The sequence below is a fragment of the Gallibacterium genomosp. 1 genome (genome assembly GCF_001678575.1).
Classification (GTDB): domain Bacteria; phylum Pseudomonadota; class Gammaproteobacteria; order Enterobacterales; family Pasteurellaceae; genus Gallibacterium.
The window spans coordinates 17,398-32,681 of the sequence record NZ_JTJP01000035.1 but is presented as its reverse complement, the minus strand read 5'-3'; the positions used below and the strand labels follow the sequence as shown (position 1 = coordinate 32,681).

The 15,284-nt window shown below is 38.0% G+C and carries 15 protein-coding genes; 6 read left to right on the top strand and 9 right to left on the bottom strand.

The features are described from left to right. Window positions 1–50: 50 nt before the first annotated feature. Together QV04_RS07145 and QV04_RS07140 are read right to left on the bottom strand one after the other, a co-directional pair. On the bottom strand, window positions 51–1,988 hold the full coding sequence (locus QV04_RS07145) for a MacB family efflux pump subunit (protein ID WP_065231024.1): 1,938 nt from the start codon (window positions 1,986–1,988) through the stop codon (window positions 51–53). Between the two features lie 8 nt (window positions 1,989–1,996). Next, window positions 1,997–3,163, bottom strand: coding sequence for an efflux RND transporter periplasmic adaptor subunit (locus QV04_RS07140; protein WP_065231023.1), 1,167 nt, complete (start codon window positions 3,161–3,163; stop codon window positions 1,997–1,999). A 284-nt stretch (window positions 3,164–3,447) separates the two neighbouring features. On the opposite strand from QV04_RS07140, the gene glnS reads away from it, so the two are divergent. Then, the gene (glnS, locus tag QV04_RS07135; protein WP_065231022.1) at window positions 3,448–5,109 is read left to right on the top strand and encodes a glutamine--tRNA ligase; all 1,662 of its coding nucleotides are present in this window, start codon (window positions 3,448–3,450) and stop codon (window positions 5,107–5,109) included. Window positions 5,110–5,169: 60 nt separating this feature from the next. Here the strand turns inward: glnS and metF are convergent, their stop codons facing one another. Beyond that, window positions 5,170–6,060 (bottom strand): methylenetetrahydrofolate reductase, encoded by an 891-nt coding sequence (gene metF / locus QV04_RS07130; protein WP_039170878.1) that lies wholly within the window; start codon window positions 6,058–6,060, stop codon window positions 5,170–5,172. A 226-nt stretch (window positions 6,061–6,286) separates the two neighbouring features. Here metF and sohB point away from each other — a divergent pair, with 226 nt between their 5' ends. The 4 genes from sohB (at window position 6,287) to matP (ending at window position 8,855) form a co-directional block, all read left to right on the top strand. Further along, entirely contained in the window at window positions 6,287–7,372 is a 1,086-nt protein-coding gene (gene sohB / locus QV04_RS07125) for a protease SohB (RefSeq protein WP_065231021.1), read from the top strand. A 13-nt stretch (window positions 7,373–7,385) separates the two neighbouring features. Continuing rightward, entirely contained in the window at window positions 7,386–7,544 is a 159-nt protein-coding gene (locus QV04_RS11320; protein WP_080733659.1) for a YoaH family protein, read from the top strand. Then, entirely contained in the window at window positions 7,537–8,292 is a 756-nt protein-coding gene (locus QV04_RS07120; RefSeq protein WP_065231020.1) for a YdcF family protein, read from the top strand. Before QV04_RS11320 ends, QV04_RS07120 begins: the two co-directional genes overlap by 8 nt. A 116-nt stretch (window positions 8,293–8,408) precedes the next feature. After that, the gene (gene matP / locus QV04_RS07115) at window positions 8,409–8,855 is read left to right on the top strand and encodes a macrodomain Ter protein MatP (RefSeq protein WP_021461928.1); all 447 of its coding nucleotides are present in this window, start codon (window positions 8,409–8,411) and stop codon (window positions 8,853–8,855) included. Here the strand turns inward: matP and QV04_RS07110 are convergent. The 6 genes from QV04_RS07110 to selD all read right to left on the bottom strand — a co-directional run bounded on the left by QV04_RS07110 (window position 8,844) and on the right by selD (window position 13,156). After that, window positions 8,844–9,476: a LysE family transporter gene (locus QV04_RS07110; protein WP_065231019.1), complete on the bottom strand. Its 633-nt coding sequence runs from the start codon at window positions 9,474–9,476 to the stop codon at window positions 8,844–8,846. The two genes, matP and QV04_RS07110, sit on opposite strands and share 12 nt — an antisense overlap. Before the next feature lie 11 nt (window positions 9,477–9,487). Next, on the bottom strand, window positions 9,488–9,997 hold the full coding sequence (locus QV04_RS07105) for a phosphatidylglycerophosphatase A (RefSeq protein WP_052122856.1): 510 nt from the start codon (window positions 9,995–9,997) through the stop codon (window positions 9,488–9,490). Continuing rightward, window positions 9,975–10,949, bottom strand: a complete 975-nt coding sequence (thiL, locus tag QV04_RS07100; protein ID WP_065231018.1) for a thiamine-phosphate kinase — start codon at window positions 10,947–10,949, stop codon at window positions 9,975–9,977. Before thiL ends, QV04_RS07105 begins: the two co-directional genes overlap by 23 nt. 59 nt (window positions 10,950–11,008) lie before the next feature. Then, window positions 11,009–11,434, bottom strand: a complete 426-nt coding sequence (nusB, locus tag QV04_RS07095) for a transcription antitermination factor NusB (protein ID WP_039170861.1) — start codon at window positions 11,432–11,434, stop codon at window positions 11,009–11,011. Then, window positions 11,434–11,904, bottom strand: a complete 471-nt coding sequence (gene ribE, locus QV04_RS07090) for a 6,7-dimethyl-8-ribityllumazine synthase (RefSeq protein ID WP_013744954.1) — start codon at window positions 11,902–11,904, stop codon at window positions 11,434–11,436. Before ribE ends, nusB begins: the two co-directional genes overlap by 1 nt. Before the next feature lie 163 nt (window positions 11,905–12,067). Then, the gene (selD, locus tag QV04_RS07085) at window positions 12,068–13,156 is read right to left on the bottom strand and encodes a selenide, water dikinase SelD (RefSeq protein WP_065233343.1); all 1,089 of its coding nucleotides are present in this window, start codon (window positions 13,154–13,156) and stop codon (window positions 12,068–12,070) included. 427 nt (window positions 13,157–13,583) lie between these two features. Here selD and QV04_RS07080 point away from each other — a divergent pair, with 427 nt between their 5' ends. After that, window positions 13,584–15,221, top strand: a complete 1,638-nt coding sequence (locus QV04_RS07080) for an ABC transporter substrate-binding protein (protein ID WP_065231017.1) — start codon at window positions 13,584–13,586, stop codon at window positions 15,219–15,221. Window positions 15,222–15,284 lie beyond the last annotated feature (63 nt).

The following is a 15,284-nucleotide window of genomic DNA, read 5'->3' as shown; positions in this document are numbered from 1 at the left end:
GCATTTTCGACCAGTAATCACCTCTGAAATTATCTCAAGCTATAAGCGATTTAGTCTTGAGATAATGCTGTAATTGGGTTTAATTTTGCAGCATTTTTTGCTGGTATATAACCGAATATGATACCGATTAATGTTGAACAAAGGACTGCTACAACAATCGAAAAAGTGGAAAAAAGCATCGTAAACTCGCTCATAAAACGATTAAATAAAAAGCCGATTAAACCGGATAAAATAATCCCGATAATCCCACCGACCAAACAGACTAAAACGGCTTCGATTAAAAATTGTTGTAGGATATTCTGTTGTTTGGCGCCGATTGCCATTCTGACGCCAATCTCTTTCGTGCGTTCGGTAACAGAAACCAACATAATATTCATCACACCGATGCCACCGACAATTAATGAAATCAACGCAATTGAGGAGATTAACAATTTCATTGTATTGGTGGTGCTTTCAATGGTCTGTTTGATGGAGTCGGTATTTAAAATAAAAAAGTCTTTTTTACCGTGACGACTTAACAACAGTGCCGTGACATTTTTTTCTGCTGCGGCAGTGCTGATGCCTTGATTGACTTTGACTGTAATGGAGCTAATTTTTTTCTCACCTGAAATTTTGTTCATTGCAGTAGTATAAGGAATCCAAATATTTAGACTTTCTCGATTAACGCCCATCACATTTTGAATATCGACAATGCCAATCACTTTTAACGGTTTTTTATTGATCATAATAATTTGCCCGAGCGGATTGCGATCCTGAAAAATGCGTTTTTGCGTATTTTGATCAATCACAGCTACGGATTGATTTTGTTTGACTTGTTCAGCATTGAAAAGATACCCTGTAATGGTCTGTATTCCTTTAACATTAAAATATTGTTCGCTGACACCACGCACTTGAGCGGTAAAAGCATTGTTTCGATAAGTGAGTGTACCACTAACAGAACTGTTTGGCGTAACGCTTTCAATATAAGGTTGACGCATCAGAGCTTCACTGTCATTGACGGTAAGATTCTGCATACTTTCCGCTCTCCGATCACCAAAACCGGTGCCGTTATAAATATCCATTGTATTGGTACCGAGCGAGTTGATATTTTGCAATACTTTTTGTTGTGAGCCGTTACCGAGTGCAACTACACAGACAACAGAAGTAATACCGATGATAATGCCCAACATAGTGAGCAGTGAACGTAGTTTATGTGCAACAATCGCATTGATTGACATATTTAATGCTTCAAAAAATTGATCGCGATAAAATTGCCAACCTCGATTTGTGGTAGTTTGCGTAATTTCACGCACAGTGATTTGCAACGATTGGCGATGATCCTGAATAATTTCGCCATCTTTAATTTCAATAATACGATTAGCAAATTGGGCAATATGTTTATCGTGCGTGACCAAAATAATGGTGTGTCCTTCTTGATGCAGTTGTTGCAGAATCTGCATCACCGTTTCGCCGCTTTTTGAGTCCAAGGCGCCGGTCGGTTCGTCAGCCAAAATAATATCGCCGCCGTTCATTAATGCTCTGGCAATACTGACACGTTGTTGCTGTCCGCCGGAAAGCTGGTTGGGTTTATTATCAATTTTATTGCCTAATCCTAATTTTTCTAATAGCTGTGCGGCACGTTGTAAGCGCTGCGCTTTTGCCATCCCTGTATATACCGCAGGCAGCGCCACATTCTCCTGTGCGCTCAAGGTGGAGAGCAGATTGTAACGCTGAAAAATGAAGCCGAAACGTTGCTGACGTAATTCAGAGAGTTGGTCTGTTGACAATTTTGCTGTTTCTTTTCCGGTGATTTGATAAGAACCGCTGGTGGCAGTATCTAAACAGCCGATAATGTTCATTAATGTGGATTTTCCTGAACCGGAAGCACCAATGATAGCAATAAAATCGCCTTGTTCAATTTCAAGATTGATATTTTTCAAAATATGAACTCGGTTTTCACCTTCGCCGAAGAATTTATTGAGGTTTTTAATTTCAATAATGTGTTGCATAAAAACCTCTACATCATTCGTGGTGTTCTTACTTTGACGCTAGCTGCTTCATTAGCAGAGGACTGTGAAATAATAACCTTGTCGCCCTCATTCAATCCGGAGAGAATTTCTGTATTAATTTCATCGTGCAGACCAATTTGGACAATTTTTTCTATGACATTATCGCCATCTAAAATTTGCACACTGCTTTGACCATTTTTTCTTTGAATAGCCAAGGTTGGCACGACTAAAACGTGCTGTTTTTGTGCAGTGATAATAGTATTTTGTGTAGTCATTCCAATTTGTAGTTTATGTTCAGGATTAGGCACTAACATATTGGCATAGTAATAGATAGCGTTAGTATCGCTGACAGATTCGCTATATTCATTATCAGTTAGCGTAGTCATCGCCGGATCAACGGAATCTATTTTTGCCTGATAAATTTCATCAGGCTCAGCAAGCGTGGTAAATTGCACCTTCATACCAGGTTTAATTTTAGTAATATCTCCTTCTGAAATTTCAGGTTTAATCAACATTGTATCTAGATCCGCAACCTGAATAATGGTCGGAGTAGTTTGATTAGCATTAACGGTTTGCCCGACAGAAACTGGAATAGATATAACAATGCCATCAATTGGAGAAGTGATCTTAGTGTAATTCAGATTGGTTGTTGCTGTATTAACTTCAATTTCTGATTGTTTAATTTGCGCCTGAATCTGTTCAACATTCGCTTTCGCACTATCTAAATTATTTTGTGCGTTTTCATAATCATCTAGAGAACTGGCTTTACGTTTATAAAGTTTAACAATCCTTTGAAAATTGGAATTAGCAACTCGATAAGCTGTCTGTGCCGCCACTAATTGTGCCTTATAAGCCGCTAATTGAGCTTGCGCACTGTTTAGTGTGTTTTCCTGTGTAATTGAATCCAGTTCGGCGATTAATTCACCTTTTTTCACTTTTTGCCCAAGTTTAACTAAAATCTTTTCCACTTTGCCGGACACGCGCGCACCCACTTCCACCCGATTGGAACTGCGAACAGTCCCTGTTGCTACAACGGTTTGTTGAATATCGCTGTATTTAGCTGTTTCTGTCAGATAGGTTGTCTTTGGTTGAGATTGCAGATTGAAATAATAGAGCGCTGCTAAAATAATCAGTGCAACGGTAATGCCTAAAATACGCTTTTTCGTAAACGTCATATATTTGATCCTTTAAACAAACAAGGATTTTCTATCACTAAATGAACATTCATTCATTTTATAGAAAGATAATCCGCTAAACAAATATTATTTTTTACTTGTTGTAATGCCTTTTCGCTTAAAAAGACAAGGGGGAAAAATAATTCACTTTGCTGAATCGGGCGTAAATATAGAAATGAAAAGTTAGCTTAAAATTAGTGTATTCACCGCTTCAATTTGGTGTTATGCGTTAAAGCGTGTAAAATGCAAAGATTATTTTGCAGAACATTCAACCTGAGGAAATTATGAGTCATTCAGAAACGACAGAGATAAAACCAACCAATTTTATTCGTCACATTATTGATGAAGATTTAGCGCAAGGAAAACATCAATCCGTTCATACCCGTTTCCCACCGGAACCGAATGGTTATTTGCACATCGGGCACGCAAAATCAATCTGCCTTAATTTTGGCATTGCAGAAGATTATCACGGTCTTTGTAACTTACGTTTCGATGATACCAATCCCGTGAAAGAAGACGTGAGCTATGTTGATTCAATTAAACGTGATGTTGAATGGCTTGGTTTTAAATGGGAGGGTAAACCACGCTATGCGTCTGATTATTTTGATCAGCTTTATGGTTATGCGATTGAGTTGATTAAAAAAGGCTTGGCATATGTGGATGAGCTTACACCGGAACAAATGCGTGAATATCGCGGCACTCTGACCGAGCCGGGTAAAAACAGCCCTTATCGCGATCGTTCCGTAGAAGAAAATTTAGCATTATTTGAAAAGATGAAAAATGGTGAATTTGCGGAAGGAACAGCTTCGCTACGTGCGAAAATTGATATGGCTTCGCCATTTATGGTAATGCGTGATCCGGTTTTATATCGTATTAAATTTGCCCACCACCATCAAACCGGTGATAAATGGTGCATTTATCCGATGTATGATTTTACCCATTGCATTTCCGATGCGATTGAACGTATCACTCATTCACTTTGTACCTTGGAATTCCAAGATAATCGCCGTTTATATGATTGGGTGTTGGAAAATATTTCGATTGAGCGTCCATTGCCGCATCAGTATGAATTTTCGCGTTTAAATTTAGAAGGCACATTGACCTCAAAACGTAAACTGTTGCAGTTGGTTAATGAAGAAATTGTTGACGGTTGGAATGATCCGCGTATGCCAACAATTTCCGGTTTACGTCGTCGTGGCTATACCCCAGAGTCTATTCGTGAATTTTGCCGCCGTATTGGTGTGACTAAACAAGATAATGTGGTTGAATACAGTGCATTAGAGGCTTGTATTCGTGAAGATCTTAATGTGAATGCTCCTCGTGCGATGGCGGTGATTAATCCGTTACGTGTGGTGATTGAAAATTTTGAGGGCGAAGAGTTATTAACTGTGCCGAATCATCCGAATCGTGAGGAGCTAGGCACAAGAACGATTGCGCTGACTAAAGAAATTTATATCGATCAGGCAGATTTCAGAGAAGAGGCCAATAAACAGTATAAACGCCTTGTATTAGGGAAAGAGGTGCGTTTGCGCAATGCTTATGTGATTAAAGCGGAACGAGTAGAAAAAGATGAGGAAGGTAATATCGTTACTGTTTATTGTAGTTATGATCCTGAAACATTGGGTAAAAATCCGGAAGGGCGTAAAGTTAAGGGCGTGATCCATTGGGTTTCCGCTACAAAAAATCATCCGGCGGAATTTCGCTTGTATGATCGTTTGTTTACTATTTCTAATCCGAGTGCAGCAGAGGATATTTATCAAGTCTTTAACCCTAATTCATTGGTCGTAAAACACGGTTTTGTAGAGCAGAATTTAATAGCTGCTGAACCAGAAAAAGCCTATCAATTTGAGCGGGAAGGCTATTTCTGTGCGGACAGCAAAGATAGCCATAAAGAACATTTAGTCTTCAATTTGACTGTGTCTTTAAAAGAGAGTGTGATTATTTAAAACTCATTCTGTCATAACTAATAAGAAAAGGAAGGGGTAACATTGTTACCCCCTTCTTAATTATGCTACTAAACTGGGTCTAATGCCCAATGTGTGGCAAATAGCATAAGTTAATTCCGAACGATTTAATGTATAAAAATGGAAATCTTTCACGCCTTCTTTAGACAGAATTTTTACCATATCAATGGCAATGCTGGCACCGATTAAATTGCGCGTCGTTTGGTCTTTTTCTAAACCGTCATAAAGTTTAAACATCCAGCTTGGAATTTTAACGTTGGTGACTTTTGCCATTTTTTGTAATTGTACGAAATTAGAAACTGGCAAAATTCCCGGTACAATTTCCACATCTATGCCAACAGTAACACAACGGTCACGAAAACGAAGATAACTGTCAATATCGAAAAAAAATTGTGTAATCGCACGACTGGCACCGGCTTCCACTTTCTGTTTCAAAAAAATCAGATCCGCTTGCGCCGATTTAGCTTCCGGATGCACTTCCGGATAGGCAGCGACTGAAATATCAAAATCAGCCACTTCTTTGAGTAGTTTAACTAAATCTTTGGCATAAAATGGTTTTTTATCGTATCCGGGTGGCTCGTCACCACGTAATGCCACAATATTGCGAATACCGCTATCCCAATAATCTTTGGCTATCGCTTTTAGCTGCTCCGGAGAGGCATCAATACCGGTTAGGTGTGGGGCGGCTTCAATGCCTGTTTGTTGTTTAATGGCTTTAACTACGCTATGTGTGCGTTCCCGTTCTCCGGAATTTGCACCGTAAGTGACAGAAACGAATTTAGGTTTTAAGGATTTTAAGCGTTGGATTGAATCCCATAATAAGGTTTCCATTTTTTCATTTTTGGGCGGGAAAAACTCAAAAGAAACATTAATATCACCATTTAAATCTGCAATACTTCTATTTAAAACATCAATCTCTTTGGCATAGCTCATAATTTGTACTCCTTTTCTTGTTTAGCCGTCTAGACGTTAAAATAGAAAGATTTTATTTTTGAGTCAATCTCATAATTTTCAGAATAAATATGAATTAAATTCATATTAAAAAGAAAAATATAAGAAAGGAGGAGCATAGAAAACAGAGATATTGATGAATAAATAGAGAAAATCAAGTATGATAAACCGCTTTTAACAGCGTCCGAAAATGAAAAAAGGAGCAAATATGTGGACGGATATTTTAACGAATTATAGTGTGTTCATTTTAGAATTGATTACTTTGGTGGCAGTGATTGCCGTTGTTTTTGGCATTATTGTTACAATGAAACAGAAAAACCATAGTAAAGGAGAATTGCAGATCACGCATTTAAACGAACAATACCAACAGCAACAGCAGTTGTTAAAAGAATGTAGATTGCAAGAACAGCAGATAAAACAGTTAGCAAAAAATCGTAAAAAACAGGACAAAGTAAAAGCGAAACAGGCGAAAAAAATAGCAAAAGAAGCTGAGAAAAATAGTAGTGAACAGGATGAACAACAATGGTTGCAACAGCAGAAATCTTGTATTTATGTTGTTGATTTTAAAGGGGATATTCAGGCTAATGCTGCTAATTCATTGAGAGAGGAGATTAATGCAGTGTTAGCTGTTGCTAGACCTGAAAAAGATGAAGTGTTATTACGTTTGGAAAGCCCCGGTGGAGTTGTTCACGGTTACGGCTTTGCGGCTTCACAATTACAGCGATTACGTAATAAAAATATCCCTTTAACTATTGCTGTGGATAAAGTTGCTGCTAGTGGCGGTTATATGATGGCGTGTGTGGCGGATAAAATTGTAGCGGCACCTTTTGCAATTATTGGTTCTATTGGGGTTGTTGCTCAAGTACCAAATATTCATCGTTTATTGAAAAAACACGATGTTGATGTTGATGTGATGACAGCGGGAGAATATAAACGAACTGTTACGATATTGGGTGAGAATACTGAAAAAGGAAAGCAGAAATTCCAGCAAGAGTTACAGGAAACTCACGATTTATTTAAACAATTTGTTGTGCAACATCGCCCTCAAGTGGAAATTGATAAGGTGGCGACCGGTGAGCATTGGTTCGGGCAACAGGCATTGGATTTGGCATTAATTGATGAAGTAAAAACTAGTGATGATCTCATTTTGGCAGCAATCGAAGAAAAAGATGTGTTAGCAATTAAATATAGTACAAAAAAATCGCTAGTACAAAAATTAGGTAAGCAAGCAGAAGAAAGTATTGCCCATATTGTGGCGAAACTGTTACATCAAGGAAAAAATCTCTTTTTTTAAAGCAGGAAAAATGATGTTGGATATGCTTAATTTAACACACGAACAACAGCAACAGGCGGTTGAAAAAATTCAGCAATTAATGCAACAAGGTGTAAATAGCGGTGAAGCTATCCGTTTGGTAGCAGAGCAATTGCGACAACAGGCAAAGCGACAGGAACAGCAAGATGTTTGAGGTCATTTTAAAAAAGGTGGTGGAAGCGGCAATTTTGCCACCTTTTAATTTGATTTTATTAGGCTTAGTCGCGTTGATTCTTCTTTTTACCCGTTTTCAACGTACTGCAAAATCATTGCTGGCAGTGGCATTATTATTTGCCTATTTCATTAGTACGCCTTTCTTTTCCAATTTTTTGATCAAGACGATTGCGTTGGATAAACCGAATATTGAACTTTATCATCAAGGACAGGCGATAGTAGTGCTTGGTGGCGGATTGCGCTATAGCGACTATCCAGAGTCTTATTCGACTACGGCGGCCTTACCATTGGAAAGAATGCGTTTTGCGGTTTATTTGCATCAAATGACAGGTTTACCGATAGCGATTAGTGGTGGGGTTGATAATGAAGCAAAAGTGATGGGTAGTGAATTACAACGGTTCTTCCAAATAGAGCCGACTTGGTTAGATATTAAATCTAATACTACGGAACAAAATGCGATTTATCTGCGTAAATTGTTTGCTCAAACCGAGCAAGGTAAGCAAATTCATCGTGTGATTCTGGTCACGAATGAATGGCATATGCGCCGTGCTGTTGCTGCATTCCAACGTCAAGGGTTTGAAGTACTTCCAGCACCGACCTTGAGTCAGCGAGCTTCTGGTAGTGGATTATTAAAATTTATCCCGCAACCAGTTAGTTTTTATCAATCCGGTTTAGTTTTAAGAGAGTGGTTGGGCATTTTGCGTGATAAATTAATTGGCTTGGATTAGTGTTTATTCAGTAGTAAAAGTAAATAAAAAATCCTATAATTTGACAGTTACCTTGTCACCAATTAAACAGTGATTTCATTTTAAATTATTGTTTTATAATAAAAATGTGAGGTTTTATGCGCTACCAGAAATTGGAAAATCAAGAAACGCATTGGAAATGGCTTTATTTAATGCGTAAGGCTCGTGAAGGTGTCAATATTACACGTTATCTTGAGAAAAGCTTGGCTGAAGATAAAATTCAGCAGTTAGTGCGGTTACAGCATCAAACCGAAGAGGTTCAACAGTGGATTAGTGAACATATGTCACCTGATTTAGTTGTGAAATTGGATCAGGCGATTCGTGCTAAACGGAAACGTTTCTTTAATGCAGAAAAACAGAGTACTAAAAAGAAATCAATTGATCTGGATTATGCAGTCTGGTTACGTCTTTCTCGTTATTCTCGTAAGATGAAAATGACCTTGTCACAAACCATTATGTATATGATAGATGAGCAGGAGAGTAAAGCACTTTATGAGTTACAAATCCACGCAATGAAGAAAAACTTGCAGGAATTATTGAAATAAATAACCGATGCCGGCGTAAGTGAGATAAAGTCCAAAAGCGATAAAAACTACACCGGCACCATTATCCAACCAACGACTGTATTTGCTGTAAAAACGTTTTGCCGCCGGTCGAGAAAACAACAAGGCAATAATAGAAAAATAGAGAAATGTTTCTATTAAGATAGCGGTTAATACTAGAATGATATGCTCAATGCCATTGACATTAGCAAGGTAAATCGATAATACGCTACTAAAATAGATCACTACTTTTGCGTTGGAAAGATTGACCAGCAATCCTTTCAGAATTTCCTGCTTAATTGAGGTTGTTTGTAGTTGTTGTGCTTTTTTATCATTTTCAAACACCACATTGTTACGAACATTCAGCATTTTATAACCGATATAAGCAAGGTAACTTCCGCCCAACAAGACCACAATGCCGTGCCATAACGGACTGGTAGCAAACAGAATGGCTAAGCCCAGCAAAGCAGAAGTTGCCCAAAACGCTACACCCATCGTAATGCCGATGACTGCACAAAATGCATTACGGCTCGAATTACCGGCAGCGGTTTTGCTGACATAGAAGAAATCCGGACCGGGACTCATCAAGCCCAATAAATGTACAATCATAATATTCCATAACATAGTGCAGTCCTTTAGATCAGTGATCTGATTAAGAAAATAACAATAATTGCATACAATGCCGCCAGTAGATCATCAAACATAATACCGAAGCCGGTTTGCAGTTTGCGGTCAAAATAGCGAATTGGATAAGGCTTGATAATATCAAAGAAACGGAATAGCACAAAAGCAGTTAAGCACCATTGCCAAGCGTGATTTGGCAAAGCGGTGAGTACCAGCCAGATGGCGACAATTTCATCCCATACGATAGAACTGTGATCGTGCACTTTCATATCGTGCGCTGTTTTTTCACATAAATAACAGCCGATAAAAAAAGCACTCAAGGTAAAAATAACAAAGAAAGGAATAGCTATCCATTGTAGAAGTAACCATCCTATTAATAGCCCAACCAATGAACCCCAAGTGCCAGGAGCTGGAAAGATTAGCCCAGAACCGAAACCAAGCGCCAATAGGTGAATCGGATTTGTTAATTTGATTCTTTGGAGTGCATCGTGATTAGTTTTATTTGAAGTGATCAAAGCCATGAGTCACTGTAACCTCTACTGGTTGAGAATGTTGGGTAAATTGTAACTGTTGATTGGCACGAATTTGACCAATGCAGTGATATTCTACATCGAGATAACGTAAAGTGTGTTCCATTTTTGCTCGCATTGCTTCTGTAACTGTGAAACAAAGCTCATAATCTTCACCACCGGCAAGTGCAAATTTTTGTGCCTGTTCTAATGAAAATTGATTTAATAAAGGATTGGAAAGAGGAAGTTTATCTAATTCAATAACAGCTCCACATTTGCTTCGTTCTAGAATATGTTGTAGATCGGAAATTAATCCATCAGAGAGATCAATCGCAGCATTTGCGATACCAGCCAATTCCATTCCCATCAGAACACGAGGAGTTGGGCGTAGATGGCGTTGTAATAAGTAGCGTTGATCATCATTTTCAATTTTTGACTGTTGTAATAACAGCTGCAAACCGGCGGCACTATCGCCGAGTGTACCCGAAACGTAAATCCAATCACCGGGTTTGGCAGTGTGTCGACATAATATTTTATCTTTCGCCACTAAGCCGTGTGCGGTGATAGTTAAAGAGAGTGTTCCTTTAGTGGTATCGCCACCAATTAAATCAACATTATAGTGATCAAGAATTTGAAACAAGCTTTGACTGAACTCACCTAGCCACTGCTCATCAATTTTGGGTAGAGTCAATGCCAAACTAATCCACGCAGGTTCTGCACCCATTGCCGCTAAATCACTTAAATTGACAGCTACTGCTTTATAAGCGAGATCGGCTGCTGAGATAGATGGTAGAAAATGGGTTCCTTCAACCAGAGTATCGGTAGTCAGTGCTAAACGGCGATTAGGTTTAATTTCAGTGATAGCACAATCATCACCAACGGATAACAGTACATCGCGTCGAGGCTGACGAGTAGAAGCAGAAAAATAACGTCGAATAATATCAAATTCGCCATTGTGAGGCATAAAGAAATCCTTTCAGAAAAAAATCCCTTGTGGAGAACACAAGGGAAAATTGACATTGATTATTTTATTCCAAACTTTGGTGCTAATTTATCCAAAATACTATTAACATATTTATGGCTATCTGCCGCACCGAATGTTTTTGTAACTTCAATAGCTTCATTGATGACCACTTTGTAAGGAATATCATCAATATATTTAAGTTCAAATGTCGCACAGTCTAAAATAGCGCGTTCGATTGTCCCTAATTCCTCAATTTTACGATCTAAAAAAGGCTCATATTCTTGTTCTAGATTATCGAGATTGTTGACAGTACCATTAAAAAGTTTGCGAAAATAAGTGAGATCCGCACCTTTGGTTTCATCATTGGTAATTAAATCCAACTCAATGCTTTCCGGGCTGTTTTTCGATATAAACCAGGAATAAAGTGCTTGAACAGTACATTCACGAGCACGACGACGTTTACTTGGTTTTTTTTCAGTTTTCATTATTCGGAAATCTGTGCTAATAAATTAACCATTTCCAAAGCTACCAAAGCAGCTTCAGCCCCTTTGTTTCCTGCTTTCGTACCGGCACGTTCAATTGCTTGCTCGATATTTTCAGTGGTCAAAACACCGAAAGCAACAGGGATTTCAGCTTGCATAGCAACTTGTCCTAAACCGCTACTTGCTTCCCCAGCAACGTATTCAAAGTGTGCAGTGCCGCCACGAATAACTGTACCTAAAGCAACAATCGCATCAAATTTTTTGCTTGCGGCCAAACGACGAGCAACTAACGGCAATTCATAAGCACCGGGTGCTTTTACTACAGTGATATTTTCATCTTTTACTTGACCAACGCGAGTTAACGCATCTAATGCACCTTCCAATAAGCTATCGTTAATAAAACTATTAAAACGTGCGATAACCACGGCGATTTTCGCATTTGGTGAGGCTATTTGACCTTCTAAAACTTTCATATTCTCTCCAATTCATTGAATAAAAACGGTTGAAGATTCTAGCATAAAAAAACGTTTTCGGGTATGTTGAATAGAATACGTTAAGTCATAACGAAATCAGAAAAAGTAAGCCGGTTTATTTTGCCGGCTTACTTTTCAAAATATTTTAAAAGAGAAGATTGAATTACTCTTTAACAGTTACAAAAATTTGTGAATTATCATTTTTTTCTAACAGTTTTCCAACAGGAATCAAAGAGATATTCTCTTGTATAGCAATATCAAATAATGCTGATTTTGCTTCAGGAGTCACTGCGACCAGTAATCCACCTGAAGTTTGTGGATCACATAGCACAGCCTTCTGAGTTTCATTGATTGGGCTAACTTTATGACCGTAACTATCAAAGTTTCGTTCTGTTCCACCAGGAATGCAACCTTTCTCAATATAATCATAAACACCGTCCAGAGTTTTGAGTTGTGATACATTCACCTCGGCAGCAACACCGGAACCTTCACAGATTTCGATTAAATGTCCGAGCAGTCCGAAACCGGTTACATCTGTCATTGCGGTTACACCTTCCAGCTCTGAGAATTTTGCTCCGATTTTATTCATTCTACACATTACTTCTGCGGCTAAACCGCGATGTTCTGCTTTTAATTTTCCTTTTTTCTCTGCAGTAGTAAGTACGCCGATGCCCAATGGTTTGGTCAAAAAAAGCTCACATCCGGCTTTAGCGGAATTGTTTTTCTTCACTTTATCGATTGGAATAATACCGGTTACCGCTAAACCGAAAATTGGTTCAGGCGAGTCAATAGAATGTCCACCGGCAAGTGCAATGCCGGCTTCTTTACAGGCTTGGCGCCCCCCTTCAACAATGCGTCTGGCAATTTCTGGCGGTAATAGCTTAATTGGAAAGCCTAAAATAGCGATTGCCATAATCGGTTTGCCTCCCATTGCGAAAATATCGCTGATGGCATTAGTGGCGGCAATACGTCCGAAAGTGAAAGGATCATCCACAATCGGCATAAAAAAGTCGGTGGTGCTGATAATGCCCATTCCATTGCCAATATCATAAACTGCGGCATCATCTTTGCTTTCATTACCTACCAAAAGATGTGGATCAATAAATTTCTCTGCTTCGGTATGAAGGATTGTCTCTAAAACTTTAGGTGAAATTTTGCAGCCACAACCAGCACCGTGACTGTATTGAGTTAAACGGATTACATCCGCTACAGTATTTTCAAAATCAATATGGCTATTTGCGTGATTTGTCATAGGTTTCACTCCGTTTCTATAAAGAACAACTATTGTGTTATAGCTTAGCACTTTCTATCTGACAAAAGCTAATATGGATCACATTTTTAAAAAAAAGAGAGAATTTATGACTTTTTAGGTGAGTGTTTTGTTTTAATAATGTTTAATTTGTGTTAACAATGAGATGATTCTACATTCGGTAGAAGAGCATTGACTAAAGGAGATTAGATTATGCATATAAAGCTTCTTAATTTAAATCAACGCTAAGAAAGGTGTATATTTTAAGATTTTGTACAAAATATATGTTGAAGCTAGCGTTAAAATCAAAAAAATGCTGAATAATCAAGTAAAATATAAGCGTGTTATTTACAAATGATGGTAATTAATTTATTAATGACAGTAATTCTATAAAAAATAGAAGAATGATTAATAAGTAAGGAGTATTAAGATGCAGAATTCATTTAAAAAATCATTACTGATGGTAGCACTTGGATTTGGTGTAACAACAAGTGTAATAGCGGCAAATGTGCCAGCAGGTACTCAACTGGCAGATAAACAAGAATTGGTTTGGAATATTAGTGCTAATCCGGCAACGTTAGATCCACAGAAAATGGAAGGTGATGTTGAAGGGAATTATTCACGTCAACTTTATGAAACCTTGGTTATTTCTGATGCAAAAGGTCATATTATTCCTGGAGTAGCTACTTCTTGGGAACATAGTGCAGATTTTAAAACATGGACATTTCATCTTCGTCCGGAAGCAAAATGGTCTAATGGTGATCCGGTCGTAGCCGGTGATTTTGTTTATGCGTGGCAACGTTTGGCTGATCCTAAAACTGCATCACCATATTCCAGTTATTTGGATTTCTTAAAATTGGCAAATGCGGAAAAAGTGATTGCAGGTAAGGCTCCGTTAACTGATCTAGGAGTAGAAGCGAAAGATGATCATACGTTAGTGTTGCATTTAACAGAATCCGTTCCTTATGTAGATAAATTGGTTGAACATTATGTATTGTCACCTGTGAATCCGAAAGTAGTGGAAAAATTTGGAGAAAAATGGACAGCGCCAGAAAATTTAGTAGGCAACGGTGCTTTTGTTTTGAAATCACAAGTGGTTAATGAAAAAGCAGTGCTAGAGCGTAATCCACATTATTGGGATAATGCAAATACTGTTTTGACAAAAATAACGTTATTACCAATTGAATCATCTGCAACAGATATTTCTCGTTATCGTGCAGGTGATGAAGATATGACCGGTAAAGAAATTCCAATTGAATTATTTGCTAAATTAAAGAAAGAGTTGCCGGATGAATTACATATTTCACCATTACTTTGTACTTATCTTTATGAAGTCAATACTGCAAAAGCACCGTTTGATAATGATAAAGTTCGTAGAGCATTATCGTTGGCGTTAGATAGAAATATTATTACTGATAAAATTTTACAGCAGGGGCAAACTCCAGCATATATTTTTACGCCGCCATTTATTAATGGGGCAGAAAAAATGAAAAATCCAGAATGGGCGAGCTGGGATCAAAACAAACGTAATCAAGAAGCAATCAAATTACTTAAAGAAGCAGGTTATGACAAATCTCATCCATTGACTTTCAATTTGCTTTACAACACTTCTGATAATCACAAAAAATTAGCCATTGCGGCACAATCTATTTGGAAGAAAAATTTGCAAGGTATCGTAAATATCAATTTAGAAAATCAGGAATGGAAAACATATCTTGATTCACGTCATCAGGGTAATTACCAAATGGCAAGAGCAGGTTGGTGTGCGGATTATAATGAAGCAAGTACATTCTTGAATTATTATCTTTCAAACAGTGCAAATAATACAGCTTTCTATAAAAGCAAGGCGTATGATGATTTGATCGCTTCTGCTTTTAAAACACAAACTGATGAAGAACGAGCAGATGTATATGCCAAAGCAGAAGCGCAATTAGATGCAGATACTGCAATGGTGCCAGTTTATCATTACGTCCAACCACGCTTAATCAAACCTTGGGTGAAAGGCTTTGCTGATGCACATCCAGGGCAAAATTACTATTTGAAAGACGTTTATATTATTAAACATTAATTTTTATATTGCCCGTTCCATTTATCGATGGAACGGGGTTTTGTAGTTGGCTTTTCGCCATTT